The organism is Amycolatopsis cihanbeyliensis, from assembly GCF_006715045.1.
GTDB classification, from domain to species: Bacteria; Actinomycetota; Actinomycetes; order Mycobacteriales; family Pseudonocardiaceae; genus Amycolatopsis; species Amycolatopsis cihanbeyliensis.
In genome coordinates this window covers 486413-500092 of sequence record NZ_VFML01000002.1, presented here as the reverse complement: position 1 = coordinate 500092, position 13680 = coordinate 486413, and the positions used below count along the sequence as shown (strand labels likewise).

The 13680-nt window shown below is 67.2% G+C and carries 11 protein-coding genes and 2 pseudogenes; 6 read left to right on the top strand and 7 right to left on the bottom strand.

From position 1 onward, the window contains the following. Positions 1–20: 20 nt before the first annotated feature. The 6 genes and pseudogenes from FB471_RS30865 (at position 21) to FB471_RS30845 (ending at position 4248) form a co-directional block, all read left to right on the top strand. Positions 21–662 carry an MSMEG_1061 family FMN-dependent PPOX-type flavoprotein gene (locus FB471_RS30865; protein ID WP_142003361.1) on the top strand — a complete coding sequence of 214 codons (642 nt, stop codon included), beginning with the start codon at positions 21–23 and terminating at the stop codon, positions 660–662. A gap of 12 nt (positions 663–674) precedes the next feature. Then, positions 675–1583, top strand: coding sequence for a PDR/VanB family oxidoreductase (locus FB471_RS30860; RefSeq protein ID WP_142003360.1), 909 nt, complete (start codon positions 675–677; stop codon positions 1581–1583). A gap of 338 nt (positions 1584–1921) precedes the next feature. Then, positions 1922–2554 (top strand): annotated as a pseudogene (locus tag FB471_RS35730) (sigma factor); the annotation flags it as partial. 223 nt (positions 2555–2777) lie between these two features. Further along, the gene (locus tag FB471_RS35725; protein WP_342779509.1) at positions 2778–3041 is read left to right on the top strand and encodes a sigma-70 family RNA polymerase sigma factor family protein; all 264 of its coding nucleotides are present in this window, start codon (positions 2778–2780) and stop codon (positions 3039–3041) included. A gap of 38 nt (positions 3042–3079) precedes the next feature. Then, positions 3080–3853, top strand: coding sequence for an SDR family oxidoreductase (locus FB471_RS30850; protein WP_142003359.1), 774 nt, complete (start codon positions 3080–3082; stop codon positions 3851–3853). Further along, the gene (locus tag FB471_RS30845; protein WP_142003358.1) at positions 3853–4248 is read left to right on the top strand and encodes a hypothetical protein; all 396 of its coding nucleotides are present in this window, start codon (positions 3853–3855) and stop codon (positions 4246–4248) included. Before FB471_RS30850 ends, FB471_RS30845 begins: the two co-directional genes overlap by 1 nt. Before the next feature lie 827 nt (positions 4249–5075). Here the strand turns inward: FB471_RS30845 and FB471_RS30835 are convergent. From FB471_RS30835 to FB471_RS30805, 7 genes and pseudogenes are all read right to left on the bottom strand, one after another. Continuing rightward, a complete protein-coding gene (locus FB471_RS30835) occupies positions 5076–6668 on the bottom strand; it encodes an alpha/beta hydrolase (RefSeq protein ID WP_142003357.1) in 1593 nt (530 codons plus the stop codon). Between the two features lie 41 nt (positions 6669–6709). After that, positions 6710–7339: a TetR family transcriptional regulator gene (locus tag FB471_RS30830; protein ID WP_142003356.1), complete on the bottom strand. Its 630-nt coding sequence runs from the start codon at positions 7337–7339 to the stop codon at positions 6710–6712. 271 nt (positions 7340–7610) lie between these two features. Beyond that, positions 7611–8747, bottom strand: coding sequence for a type I restriction endonuclease (locus FB471_RS30825; protein ID WP_142003355.1), 1137 nt, complete (start codon positions 8745–8747; stop codon positions 7611–7613). Positions 8748–9177: 430 nt separating this feature from the next. Continuing rightward, the gene (locus FB471_RS30820; RefSeq protein WP_142003354.1) at positions 9178–9540 is read right to left on the bottom strand and encodes a lipopolysaccharide assembly protein LapA domain-containing protein; all 363 of its coding nucleotides are present in this window, start codon (positions 9538–9540) and stop codon (positions 9178–9180) included. Between the two features lie 77 nt (positions 9541–9617). Continuing rightward, positions 9618–11327, bottom strand: a pseudogene (gene argS / locus FB471_RS30815) (arginine--tRNA ligase); the annotation flags it as partial. A 49-nt stretch (positions 11328–11376) separates the two neighbouring features. Continuing rightward, the gene (locus tag FB471_RS30810) at positions 11377–12996 is read right to left on the bottom strand and encodes an FAD-dependent monooxygenase (RefSeq protein ID WP_142003353.1); all 1620 of its coding nucleotides are present in this window, start codon (positions 12994–12996) and stop codon (positions 11377–11379) included. A 48-nt stretch (positions 12997–13044) separates the two neighbouring features. Continuing rightward, on the bottom strand, positions 13045–13656 hold the full coding sequence (locus tag FB471_RS30805) for a TetR/AcrR family transcriptional regulator (RefSeq protein ID WP_142003352.1): 612 nt from the start codon (positions 13654–13656) through the stop codon (positions 13045–13047). Positions 13657–13680: the final 24 nt, after the last annotated feature.

Below are 13680 nucleotides of genomic sequence, written 5' to 3'. Positions count from 1 at the left end.
AGATTGCTCATAATTGTGCCATGACCAGTAGCAACGTCGTCAACGAGTCCCGTCCGCGCCGGGTGTCTTTCGAGGAGGTCCGCGCTCGGCTCGGGGAGCCCGAGGCCATGATCAAGGCCAAGGTCCACAGCCGCATCGACCGGCATTGCCGCCGTTTCATCGCCCATTCCCCGTTCCTGGCGATGTCCACGTCGGATGCGACCGGCCTGCCCGACTGCTCACCGCGTGGCGACTACCCGGGGTTCGTCAAGGTGCTCGATGAGCGCACGCTCGCGATTCCCGACCGGCCGGGCAACAAGATCGCCGACTCGTTTCGCAATCTCGCCGAGAACGACGGGATCGGACTGATGTTCGTCGTCCCCGGGGTGCGGGAAGTGTTGCGTGTCAACGGTCGTGCGTATCCCACCGACGAACCGGACGTGCTCGCCCGGATGCGGACCGAGGGCAAGGAAGCGGAGCTGGCACTCGTCGTGGATGTGGTGGAGGCTTTCTTCCACTGTGGACGCGCGCTGATCCGGTCTCGGCTGTGGGATCCCGCGAGCCAGGCTCTGGCTGGGGAGTTGCCGTCCGCGGGCGAGATCGCCGCCGACCAGATGGGGCTCGACGTCGATTCGACGGTGCTGGAGAACATGCTCGAAGCCGGCTACCGGCAGCTGTACTGAGGTGATTTGGTTATGCAGCGAACAGTTCTCGAGCAGGTGGAGCCGGTCGCCGCGGGCGTCGTCTCGCTCGTCCTGCGCGGTGCCGAGGGCCCGCTGGCCCCCTGGGAACCGGGCGCGCACGTCGATCTGGCGCTGCCCAACTGGCTGATCCGGCAGTACTCGCTGTGCGGGAACCCGGCCGATCGCGACAGCTACCGCGTCGCCGTCCGTCACGACCGGCTCAGCCGGGGCGGCTCGGAGTACGTCCACCTGTTCCTGCGCACGGGTCGCACGCTCGAAGTCTCGGTGCCACGGAACAACTTTAACCTGCTGCCCGCGCCGGAGTACCTGTTCCTCGGCGGGGGGATCGGCATCACCCCCATCGTGCCGATGCTGGCGACGGCGGTCGAAGCGGGAGCCTCGGCGACGTTGGTGTATGTGGGCAGGTCGGTGGCCACCATGCCGTTCGCCGACGAGCTCCGAGCTGTCTACGGCGATCGGGTGCGCATCTACGCCACCGATGAGCACGGCAGGCCCGACTTCGCCGCGCTGGCGGCCGCGCTGAGCCCACGAGCGCTGGTGTATTGCTGTGGCCCCACGTCGATGCTCGACGCGGCCGAGACGGCGTTTCCTGCGGAGCGGACGCACATCGAGCGTTTCCGGCCGGCGGTCAAGGAGTTCGCGCCCAACAAGCCGTTCGAAGTGCGCTGCGTCCGATCGGGACAGACAATCCAGGTCAGTGCGGACGAGTCCATGCTGGACGCGTTGAACCATGCGAGGTATCGCGTACCGTCTGGCTGCCGCGAAGGGGTTTGCGGAAGTTGCGAGATCGCCGTCGTCGACGGGGAGCCGGAGCATCGCGACGGCATCGGCGCGCCACCCGGCCGCATGTACTGCTGCGTCTCCCGCGCGCTTTCGTCCCGCCTCGCCGTCGACCTCTGACCTGTGCGGCGTGCCGAAGACGGATGTCCCGCGAACAGACTGGTCGACGGCGGGCCGCATCGGTGCGGTGAGCTCGACGGTGGCAGTCATGCGTCGCCGCCCTGGCGCTTGACCTGGGCAACTTCCGACGGAAGGCACCGAAAGCCGACCGGTTGGATCGTGATCTCGAGGCCCTCGACGAGGACCAAAGAGTTCGCGTTGTGGCACGTTAGGCCCACAACGTGGCACAACCCGAACTCTCGTTCGTTATGGCGACTGATCATTGCTCAGCACAGGCATCGTCGCCGATGGGCTCGCTGACCGCCCTTTCAGGTCGGTCACGGTGGTGAACGCTGTGTATGTCACCGCAGAGCGTGATCTCGGCCACATCGCTGCGGATGCTGATGTCGCCACGCTTGTGCCACGCCCGCTCTGTTCGGGGCCAGGCACCGGCTCTTCGCCGACCAGAAAGGCACCTTGCCGGAGACGGGGGCCGCGCAATGGTGACATGGCCATCGGCGGTGTCGTGCGAGAACTGCGGCCGTAAACCGTCCAGGGAGAAGCCCCGGATCCGCGCCGGTCGTGGAGTTCGAGCGGCAACGGCCGCGGCTGTTCGGCCTGGCGTACCGGATGCTCGGTTCGGCGCCGCGGACGCGGAGGATGTCGTTCAGGACGTCTTCCTGCGGTGGTACGGCACCGAACCGGGCTCGGTCAAGGAGCCGTCCGCGTGGCTGGTCAAGGTCACCACCAACATATGCCTGAACCGGCTCGGGTCGGCCCTGAGTCGTCGAGAACGCTATGTCGGACAGTGGCTGCCGGAGCCGGTGCTGACCTCCGATAGCGCGCTGGGGCCGATGGAGACGGCAGAGCAGCGGGGCACGGTATCGCTGGCCTTCCTGGTGCTCGCCGAACGGCTCACCCCAGGCGAGCGGGCGGTTTTCGTGCTGCGTGAAGCGTTCGGCTACAGCCATCGCGAGGTGGCTGAACTGGTCAAGCTTTCGGAGTCGAACTGCCGGAAGTTGCACAGCCGGGCGCGGAAACGGCTGTCAGACGCCGGGCTCCCGCGGTCCGCGGGCGACGTCCCCAAGAATCGGATGCTGGTCGAGCGGTTCCTCGACGCCGCGGCGGTGACCTCGCCGGCCTGGAGCGGATACTCGCCGAGGACGTCACATCGGTCGCCGACGGTGGCGGCACGCTCGGTGTACCCGGTTGCCTGTGCGCGGCGCGGAGAAGGTGGCGCGGTATCTGGCGACCGTCACCAGCCGGTATGTCGAAGATCTCACGGTGTCCATCCGCGAGGTGAACGGCACTCCGGCGGTACTCGGTTGGTTCGCATCCACGCTGCTCGGTGTTTTGGTGCCAGAGATCGTGGACGGCCAGATTACCGGCATCCGGATCGTCGCCAACCCGGACAAGCTCCGGTTCGTCGGCGCGCAACTGACCCGGTTGTCACATTCCGAGGAGTCACTCGGTTCCTAGTGGTGCAAGGCGAGATTCCAGCCACCACGGAGCGACGCATGACGAAACAGGTTCTGGTCACCGGCGGCACTGGACGGCTCGGGCGCGCGCTGGTGCCGCGACTGCTCGATACGGGCCACGACGTGCGGGTGCTGACCCGCAGAAGGCGGGAGCCGGCCGCTCACTGTTGGGTGGTGGGTGATCTGCGCACCGGCAGCGGGCTGGCCGGTGCGGCCGCCGAAGCGGACGTGATCATCCACCTGGCGACCACCAACGGGCGAGGCGATGTGGCTTCGACCGGCAACCTGATCGAGGCCGCGAAAGCGGCGGGCGGCCCGCACCTGGTATACGTGTCGATCGTCGGTATCGACTACGTCGCGCTCGGCTACTACCGAGCGAAGCTGGCGTGCGAACGGCTGGTCGAGCACTCCGGACTGCCGTGGACGATCCTGCGCGCGACCCAGTTCCACGACCTGATCGCCACCATGTGCGATGTCCAACGCCTGCTGCCGGTGACGCTGATGCCGTCGAAGGTGCATTTCCAGCCGATCGACGTCACGGAGGTGGCCGACCAACTGGTCACGCTCGCGGCAGAATCGGCCGCGAACCGGGTGCCGGACATCGGCGGCCCGGAGGTGCGGGAGGCCGCCGAACTGGCCCGCAACTACCTCCGTGCGATCGGCCGCCGACGGCCGGTGTGTGCCGTTCCCTTGCCCGGCAAGGCGATCCGGGACTATCGCGCAGGGCATCACCTCACCCCGAATCGGGCTGCCGGGCGGATCACGTTCGACGACTTCCTGGCCGGAGACCGTGCGCACGGACGGAGCCGGTGATGCGGCGGTGGCTTCGCGTCGGTCTCGGGTTTCTCGCCGCGACCCAGATTGTCGTCGGCGTGTGGGCGCTGTTCTTCCCGGCGCGGTTCTTCGCGCTCGAGGTGGTCGGAATGGGCATGGCCTACAACGAGCATCTGATGCGTGACTACGGCGCCATGACACTTGCCAGCGCCGTGGTGCTCGGTGCCGCGACCATCCATATGGGACCATGGATGACTCGGACCGCACTAGTTATGTACCTGACCTGGGCGGTCCCGCACTTCTTCGTACATCTGACCATGCTCGATCACCTCGGGCCGTCGACCGCCACACTGCTCATGGTCGCGCTCGGCCTCGCGATCGCCTTGCCGGCCGGTCTGCTCGTGCTCACCGAGCGGAGGCTCCGGCCCCTTTGACGGTTCGAACGCACGCAGCTGACGACCACTCCTCTGGGTTTACGATCACAAACAGCCGCCGCCAGCCGGGTACCTCCGAACGGCCTACCGGCTCGCACGCTCACGCTACGAACGACGCGCTGAATCAAGGGCGCGCTGACTGCTCACCTTCCCACCCTGTAGACACGATCATCGAAACCCGCCACCTCGGCGCTTGACCCGCGCATCCTTCGACGGAAGTCACTGGGGCGAGGAGCGGATCACGGCACGGGCGGTGATCGGTGCTTCCCGGACTTACGGCGCTTCATCACCGCCAGCGCTGTTGACCTGCGCAATCTGGGAGAGAAGGCATCGGACACCCACCGGGCGAATCGCGATCTCCGGGCCTTCGACAAGGACCAAAGAGTTCGGGTTGTGCCACGTTAGGCCCACCGATCAACTATCCCGCTGACCTGCGGCGACGATCGAACGGAATGATCTGTCGGCTCGGCTGTGCCCGGCTTGCCGAGCGACGCCAACGCCGCGCCCCCACGCCCCCGGATCCTCGGCGGCCCGCCACTCGAGCAGAGCCCGTAGCTGAGCGTCGTCGGGTTCGCCGGCCGGTTTGCCCCGCAGGGCCTCGCGAATGCTCTCCTCATGCGTTTCGACCGGGTGCGCGTACCGCTTGGTGGTCTCCGACGATGTTGCTCATGTCGTACGAGGCGACGACGTCGAGGGACTTCGTCGATTTCCGGATCCGGTCCCGGTGAACGGCGGCGCACTCGCCTCTGCGCATCGCCGTGCCGACAAGGTGTCCAGCAGCGGTTGGTACCGACGCGGGCCCGGCAACCGCCCGCACGATCGCGTGTTCATCCCGCACTGAACGGAACGAGGTCGGGGCTACAGGACTCACCTGATCCAGGAAGGGTGTCCTTCGCGAGATAGGCGGAGGTCGCGTCGACCACGCAGGTCGACTGCTGGCTGGTGACGTGCCCCCACCCTTCGTTGACGAGCAGCCTGCTGTTCGGTAGCAGGTGGTGCAGGTGGACAGCGCCGGTGGCCGGGGTCGAAGGGTCGAAGCGACTGGTGAGGATCAGTATCGGCTTCTCCGTGCGCACGGACCACGGGCCGGTGTAGCGCTCGCGCGGTTCCGCTTGCCATCCCGCGCAGACGCTCGTGCTGTAGGCACGCAGCGCCGCGAAACGCCCGGCGGCCGGCGCTCGTCGCCATGCCGCCGCCCACCAGGCGAGCGGATGGTCGGGCAGGTCGACGTCATTGCACGTGATCGCGGAGTAGGTGCCCTTGAGGCCGGAATAGGGATCGTCGAGTCCGTTCACGTCGATGAGCCGGACCAGTTCCGCGAGGTCGGCGGTAGCCGACTCGGTAGGCTCCCGCTGGACCCGATAAGTCAGGTCGAGCATGTTGGCCAGCAGCTCCCACGCTACTGGTTGATAGAGCACACCACCGGTGAACGCGACGAGCTTCGGGTAGGTGAGCGTGACGTTCGTGCCGTCCCGAGCGCTGAGCCGGAGGGGTTCGTCTTCGAGCTTCGCCATCAGCGTGTCGAATGCCCGGCGTGGATCGTGCTCGGCGAAGGCACACGACGCACCCTCCGCGCACAGCCTGAGGAACTCGCGGAGCGTAGCGTCAGTCGCGACGTCCGATCCGACGCGCTCGGACGGTACGGTCCAATCTGGACCAGTGAGAAAACGTGCCGGGTTCAGCACGCTGTCGAGTACGAGTGAACCCACCTGTCGCGGGAACAGGTTCGCGTACGCCAGCCCCAGGTGCACGCCGTAGGACTGGCCGAGGAAGTTCAGTCGTCGCTCGCCCAGCGCTTGGCGCACCAGGTCCAGGTCCCTGGCCACGATCGCGGTGGACATATGGTCGAGCAATGCTCCGGTGTGCCTGCGGCAGCGCGCGGCGAACTCGGCGTCCTTGGCCGCCCGGAACCATGCCTGCCGCGTGGTTGTCGGGAACACCGGAACATCGGCGTTGAATTCGTCGCGCTCGCCGGGTGAGGTGAAGCATTTCACGGTGGGCCGAGCCTGGCCGACCCCGCGCTGATCGAGACCGATGACATCGTAGCGATCCCAGACCCGCTGATCCACGGGGGAGGTGAGCTGCCCATCCTCGACCAGACGCAGGTACTCGGTACTGGAGAATCCCGGGCCGCCCCGATTCAGCACAAGCGAACCCAGCTTCAGCTCCGGGTCGGCCGCAGGCGCCTTCACCAGCGCGAGGTTGATCCGATCCCCGCCGGGGTCGGCATGGTCCAGGGGAACGCTCAACGACGCACACTTCAACACGGCGTCGTCCGGGCAGTCCCGCCACTCCAGGCCGGGCTGTCGCGGATGGCCTGCCGTACCGCCCACCGCCGGTGTGGCGCCGGCCAGCAGCAGGGGAACGAGCACGGCCGTCGCGGCCTGTGCCAGGCGACGGCGCCTGCGCCGACAGATCATGAACTCACTCCTCGGTGTGTCGAGCTGGCATTGGGACGTGGCTAGAACGCGCGGTCGGCCGCCCGCTCCAGAAGGTGTCGTGCGCGCGGGAGCGTGACCGGGGATCCCGGTGTCAGGGCTTCGAGGCACAAGCCACTGCAGAGGCTGATCAGGCCGTCGGCGGTATCCTCAAGCCACTCGACGTCGTCCGCCCGTTCGGGGGCGAGTTCCCGCAACCACTGGCGAACCCGTTGATGGCTTCGCGTCGTCAGGATCGCCAGTTGCCGGGTCGCACCGGGTGCCGCATCCACGGAAAGCGCGGAGGCGGACATCTCGAACCAGAACGACAGCATCTTGTCGCCGTCCTGGTCATCGGCGGGAGGGAGGAACTGCACCATGAGCGTGGCGAGCCGGGCCGCACGCGGGCGGTCGGTGTCGTCGATACCGTCATCGTGCAGCTGCTGGTCGAGCAAGTGCGGAAGGATCGCGTCGATCAGCTCGTGTTGGGCCGGAAAGTAGTGCCGGAGCGTGCCGAGCCCGCATCCCGCGCGGGCGGCGACCGCGCGGACCGTGACCGCGGCGATTCCGGACTCCGACGCTATCCGCGCGGCGGCTTCCACGATGTCCGAACGTTTGTTGCCGCTCATCGCACCCCCGTGTCTCTGGACGTCGCCACCGGCTGCCGACGTCATCGATTCTATAGTACATAGTACTAGTACGTTGTACTAGCCTTTTTTGCCTGCGGCAGACGGGCGCCCTGACGCCGGTTCGAAGGACGCGCTGTGCGGGCCGCGCACGCGAATCGTCCTCAATGCGGGATCGCGGAAAGTGTCAGGTGCGACCGACCGCCTGCCGAGGCTGGTTCATTGGACGCTCCGCTCGTGTCGCGGGATCCGCACTGGAACCAGAGGCCTTCTTTGTCCGGCATATGACCATGCGGTGAGTGTCGGCGAAGGTGCTCGGTCAACCCTTCTCGTTTATTCTTGAGAGATAGCCCGCAACGGTCTTGCGAAGTTGGTCAGAATGAGAATATATATCCTCGGCGCGTTCGATGGGGAGGCGCGTTTCGGTCTTGTTTTCGTCAAATACTCCAAGATAGCGCTGGGAACGATTGAACCAGAGGCGGGCGATAGGCTTACGATTATTGTCGTCGAGTAGGACACCGAAATAAGTCTTGGTATCGCGGCCGAAGATGCGATCTGCGGAAACCTCACTACACACGATGGCGCACACTACTCGATACGCCTCGAGTTCTTCCTCGGTGGTGATGATTTCGCGAGAACGGTCGCCGCGCTCCTGTTCGGGATTTTCGGTTGTGGTTGCGGCTTGATCCGCGGGTTGGGTTACCGGTACCGTGTCCACGGTAGACGAGCCGGACTCGTCTGATCCCAGAGCCGTCTTGAGCCGGTCATTGACCTGCTCGGTCAGGAATTGATGCGCGGCCTTTTCGACCAGGGGATAAAATTGTTCACGAACTTTCTGTGTTATATTTTTACCGTCATAAACACGTGCGGCAAGAAATCGTACCCACTCATCACTCGGATCCTTGAATTCCGCGGCCAAGATTCTCTTGATGGTTCCGATGTACTTCAGTTCGCCTGCGGTGCTGAGGACCGAATCGATGTCGAATGAATCGCGGGTCAGCTTGGCCAGTGGCGGAAGCAGTGTCCGGTCTATAGCAGCAAGATCGAGTACCAAGAAGGGCTTGCTGTCCATCTTGTTCGGTTCATCGAGGTCTGTGTAGAATTCCCAGGTCTGACCATTGGTCAGCACTGCGATCCGGGCGTTGGTCACCGAAAAGTAGCGGAACAGTTGCGATGCATGCTCCAGGCGTAACGGCTCAGTTATTTTCTTGGTTTCGATAAGGATCTGAACATGTCCCTCATGAACCAGGGCGTAGTCAATCTTCTCGCCCTTCTTGGTTCCTACATCGGCGGTGAATTCGGGAACTACCTCCGCTGGGTTGAATACGTCATAGCCCAGTACTTTGCCGATAAACGGCATCACCAAGGCGTTCTTAGTGGCTTCCTCGGTCTCGACCGAGTCTCGTTGCTGTTTCAATTTGGCCGACAGTTCGGCGACCCGCTCCGTGATGCTCACGTCGTCTCCTGGTTCTCAGTCAAGTCAGCGCTTCCTAGATCTGATCCTTTATACAGGGAGTTCGTGCGCGGGCACAAAGCCGTTACTGATTGGCGCTGTGGCTGCACCTCAAGGCGGCTGACGTCCTGTGGGGTGCGAGTAGTGAGTTAGTCATGATGCGACGAGTTCCAACGTAGACACGTTTGAACGTTATTTTCTTACAGTTTTTATCGACATTTATTTCGCGCTATTTTTCTGCTTGTCAACGGCTGTGCTCCTGTCGTCGCCCGCGACGGGTACGGACTTCGGGAAGTTCATGCGTGGTGGCGAAGACTTCCACTCGGTTGAGCCGTGCCGTTGCGCCTGCCGGGCCGCGGTCGGGGTGGCCACGCGGAGCCGACCGTTCTCGTCGTTGGTCGGCAACAGCTGACGGTCGAGGCGGGCGCGGAGGTCAGCTCGGGCGGCCGGCGCGACGGAACCGGCGGCGCAGTTGCAGGATGCGGGCCGCGCCGAGCAGCGCCACCAGCAGCGCACCGGCGACAGCGGCCAGCAGCAGCGCCACGCCCAGCGGCAGCGAACCGGATATTCCGAGGAAGGTCACGGTCACGCCGTCCTGGTTCTGCAGGATGAAGATCAGCAGCAGGATCAGCACGAGCGCGCCGACGATGGCGGTGACCCAGGCGGCACCGATCCGCGTGCGGTCCGCAACGGACGGTTGCCCGGCGGCCGTGCTCGGCCCCGGTTCGGCACCTTCGTCCGTCCCGGTCTCGCCACCTCGCCATGCGTCGCCGTTCGCTCCAGTCGAGCTGTTCATGGTGCCCATCATCGCGCGGGAACGGCGAGCTCGCTCGGTGGACCGGCACGCCAGGGTGAGGCGACGCCGTCGTCGGCTTACATGCGTTCCGGTGCGGCGATGCCGAGCAGGCCGAGCCCATGACCGAGGGTGCGTGCGGTCAGCCGGCACAGGGCGAGCCGGTTGCCGCGGACGGGTTCTTCGGCCCTACGGACGTGGCAGGTCTCGTAGAAGGCGGTGAACTCGCGGGCGAGTTGGTAGAGGTAGCCGCACAACCGGTGTGGCTCCAGGCTCGTGCCGACCTCGGCGAGGCTGCCACCGTAGGCGTCGAGCTCCAGCGCGAGGGCACGTTCGGCCGGCTCGAGCGGGGCGCAGGGGTCGACGGACACCTCGGGGTCGCCCGCGCTGCGCAGGATGGACCGGATGCGAGCGTGGGCGTACTGCAGGTACACGGCGGTGTTGCCGGTCAGGGACACCATGCGGTCGACGTCGAACGCGTAGTCCTTGACCCGTGAGGTGGACAGGTCGGCGTACTTGATCGCCCCGATTCCGGCCTGCTCGGCGATCCGGTCCAGCTCGGCCGCGTCGAGGCCGGGGTTCTTCTCCGCGACGACCTCGCGGGCGGCGGCGACCGCGTCGTCGAGAAGGTCGGTCAGTCGTACGGTGCCGCCGGCGCCCGTCCGGACCGAGGACGGTGCCGTACGCGACATGCGCGGCCTCGATGTCCGGGGTGAGCCAGCCGGCGCGGCGCGCGGCCTCGAAGACCAGCTGGAAGTGCAGCGCCTGACGGGAGTCGGTGACGTCGAGTAGGCGGTCCGCCGCGAGCTCGCGGATGCGGTAACGGATGGTGGCCAGGTCGGTGGTGTCGTAGCCGTAGCCGCCGTCCCGCTTGCGCACCATGAGCGGGACCGGCTTGCCCTCCGGGCCGGTGACCTCCGCGGAGAAGATCACCAACGCGCCCTCGCTGTCGACGGCGATCCCGGCGTCGGCGAGCTCGGCGACGGTGTCGGCGAGCCGTGTGTTGTAGAACGACTCGCCGACCGAATCCGCCCCGGTGAGCAGCACCCCGAGCCGGTCGTAGACATCCTGGAAGGCCTTCACGGATTCGGCGACGATCTCCGTCCATCGGCCGACGGTGGTGGGGTCGCCGGACTGCAGCGCGACCACCCGAGCGCGGGCGCGGTCGGCGAAACCGGAGTCGGCGTCGAACACCGTGCGGGCCGCCTGATACAGCGCGTCCAGCGCGGATACCGCCGAGCCGCTCCCGGGCAGCTCGGCATGATGCCAGGTGGCCTCGGGGTGCTCGTCGAGGTACTGGATGAGCATCCCGAACTGGGTGCCCCAGTCCCCGAGATGGTTCTGCCGGACCACCTCCGCGCCGAGGAATTCGAGCACGCGGGCGAGGCTGTCCCCGATGATCGTGGTGCGCAGGTGCCCGACGTGCATCTCCTTGGCGATGTTGGGTGCCGAGTAGTCGATGACCGTCCGCCGCCCCCGCTCCGGTGTCCCGATGCCGAGGCGCCGGCCGGCCAGCCGTGCGGACACCTGCTCCCACACGGCATGGTCGGGAACGGTGATGTTGAGGAAACCCGGCCCGGACAGCTCGGCCGAGCCGACCGGTGTGCCGTCCAGGGCGGCCACGAGTTCGGCGGCGAGGGCTGCCGGCCCGCTACCGGCGCGCTTGGCCAGGGCGAGCGCGGCGTTGGACTGGAAGTCGGCGCGCTCGGATCGGCGCACCACGGGGTCCGCTCCGGCCAGTTCGGGACGTGCGCGGGTGATCGCCGCCGCGACGGCGTCGGCGACCAGATCGAGCAGCGGTGGCACCTCGGGCACGGATCCTCCTTACGTCCCCGGGATTCAACCAGCCGTGCCGAGCACCTCGCGCAGCGCGTCCTCCAGCGTGGTGACGGCGTGCGGCCCTGGCGCATCCGGTGCTCGCCAGGCGATGAACCCGTCCGGCCGGATCAGGACAGCGCCGCTGTCGCCTGCCCCGAACGACCTCGCCCACCGCCGGTCGGGGTCCGCGAGGAACGGTGTGCCGCGGGGCGCGTCGCCACCGATCCGGTACGGGGTGAGCGGCAGTGTGTCGCGCCGCGCGACGGCCTCGGCGGCCTCGACCCAGGCGGCGCCGCCGGGCCCGGCGAGCAGTACGAGCCCGGTGGCCCACAAGTCCACTGTAGACATTTTGCCCTCCGTCCGGCTCAGCCACAGGTGCGGTGCGCGGGTGCCGGGGCGACCGGTGGGGTCGCGCGGATCCTCGACGAGCGCGGCCGCGCTTCCGGGCGGGTAGCAGTAGCCGAACTGCAACGTCACGATGTCGATGAGCTCGATCTCCTCGATCTCGGCGGGGACTTCGGCACCGAACCACTCCTTTCCGGTGGCCAGGGCCTGGTTCACCGTGAGCTCGGCGACCGGACGGCGTTCGGCCTCGTAGCTGGCCAGCAGGGACGGCCCGGCCCAACCGTGCAGGACGTAGGCGAGCTTCCAGGCCAGGTTCGCGGCGTCCTGGATGCCGGTGTTGGCGCCGTAAGCCCCGGACGGCGGCATGACATGGGCCGCGTCTCCGGCCAGGAACACCCGGCCGTCGGCGAACCGGCGCGCCACCGCGGCGGTGGTCTGCCACGGCAGCACGTCCAGCGGCTCGACCGCGAGATCCGGGATGCCCGCTGCGGCTCGGGCCAGCTCCACGCAGCGTTGCGGGGTGAACTCCGCGACCGTCTCGCCACGGTCGGGGCGGTAGGAGACATGCAGGGCCAGCTTGTCGTCGACGACCCGGACCATCCCGGAGAACCCCGGGTTGTCCACCTGGCAGATCACGAAGCTCTTGTCGCGCAGGGCGTCGCCGAGATCGGTACGGACCATGATGCCGGCCACGTCATCCAGCACCCCCACCCCGTCCCTGCCGATACCCAGCTGGGCCCGGATCGGGCTGTTCGCTCCGTCGGCGGCGATCAGGTAGTCCGCGTGCACGGTGGAACGCGTGCCGGTCGCCCGATCGGTCAGCACGGCGGTCACCCCGCCCGGCTCGTCGGTGAACGATTCGAGCTCGGTGCCGAACCGCAGGTCGGCGCCGAGTTCTTCGGCGTGCTGGCGCAGTACCGGCTCCAGCACGTCCTGGGACAGGACCGCTTCAGAGCAGGGGCTGACCTGAGCGAGCTCGTCCTGGGCGTGCTGGGCACCCGACGCGTTGGGCGGGACGAGCCAGTGGTGGTTGGGGCTGGTCAGGCTCTCCGCCCAGAGCAGGCCCGACCCGTTCAACCGCCACGGTCCGGCCGCGCGCACGTCCTCCTCCACCCCCGCCGCGCGGAACAGCTCCATCGTGCGGCCGTTGTAGCCGGGGGTGCGGGGATGCACGGAGGTGCCGGCGTGACGTTCGGCCAGAATCAGGTCGACGCCTTGTCGGCGCAGGAAAAGTGCGGCGGAAAGGCCGACCAGGCTTCCGCCGACGACCAGTACCTGCGTTCGTTCTTCGGGCATGTCGTTGGCTCCTCCTCCGGCGCCGGGTGTGTCGGCGCCCTCGGGTGGTCAGTCGGTGGGCGGGGCAGGGGGCGTCAGCAACCGGTCGAGCTCATCGGCCAGACGGGAATCGACTCCGGCGGGCATCGGGGGACGCATCACCATCCCGAGCACGAGGTACACGATCATCGCCGCGGCCGTCTCCAGGTCGAGATCGTCGCGAACCCGGCCGTCCCGGCGGCCCGCCCGCAGCCAGCCGGTGATGGCGGCGTGCCAGCCTCCGTGCCACTCGGCCAACATGGTGCGCAGCGCCGGGTCCCCGCGTGCGGCCCAGTTCATATCGCTCAGCAGCCGGAACTGCCCCGGATCCGCCTCGGCCTGCTGGGCCAGGCCGGTCAGCATGGTCCGCAGTGCGGCCATGCCGTCGCCCCAGTCGGTCTCCAACTCCAGCGGTGCCAGCAGCCGATCCCGGATGGTGTACTCCAGCACGGCCCGCACCAGGTCGTCCTTGGTGGGGAAGTAGTAGTGCAGGGTCGCGACGGTGATGCCGGCCTCGGTGGCGACCTCGCGGGTGCGCGCCCCGGCCAGCCCCGAGCGGACGAGGGTGCGGTACCCGGCTTCCACCAGCCGATCCCTGCGTTCGGCCGATCGTGGCCCCGGTTTCGCACGCTTCGCCGACATCTCGCCACCCCTTCTTCTATCAGT

What these genes read in the sequence shown, in the direction of transcription:
- FB471_RS30865 (WP_142003361.1), top strand. Translation starts at nt 21, where the DNA reads ATGACCAGTAGCAACGTCGTCAACGAGTCCCGTCCGCGCCGGGTGTCT.
- FB471_RS30860 (WP_142003360.1), top strand. Translation starts at nt 675, where the DNA reads ATGCAGCGAACAGTTCTCGAGCAGGTGGAGCCGGTCGCCGCGGGCGTC.
- FB471_RS30850 (WP_142003359.1), top strand. Translation starts at nt 3,080, where the DNA reads ATGACGAAACAGGTTCTGGTCACCGGCGGCACTGGACGGCTCGGGCGC.
- FB471_RS30845 (WP_142003358.1), top strand. Translation starts at nt 3,853, where the DNA reads ATGCGGCGGTGGCTTCGCGTCGGTCTCGGGTTTCTCGCCGCGACCCAG.
- FB471_RS30835 (WP_142003357.1), bottom strand. Translation starts at nt 6,668, where the DNA reads ATGATCTGTCGGCGCAGGCGCCGTCGCCTGGCACAGGCCGCGACGGCC.
- FB471_RS30830 (WP_142003356.1), bottom strand. Translation starts at nt 7,339, where the DNA reads ATGACGTCGGCAGCCGGTGGCGACGTCCAGAGACACGGGGGTGCGATG.
- FB471_RS30820 (WP_142003354.1), bottom strand. Translation starts at nt 9,540, where the DNA reads ATGAACAGCTCGACTGGAGCGAACGGCGACGCATGGCGAGGTGGCGAG.
- FB471_RS30810 (WP_142003353.1), bottom strand. Translation starts at nt 12,996, where the DNA reads ATGCCCGAAGAACGAACGCAGGTACTGGTCGTCGGCGGAAGCCTGGTC.
- FB471_RS30805 (WP_142003352.1), bottom strand. Translation starts at nt 13,656, where the DNA reads ATGTCGGCGAAGCGTGCGAAACCGGGGCCACGATCGGCCGAACGCAGG.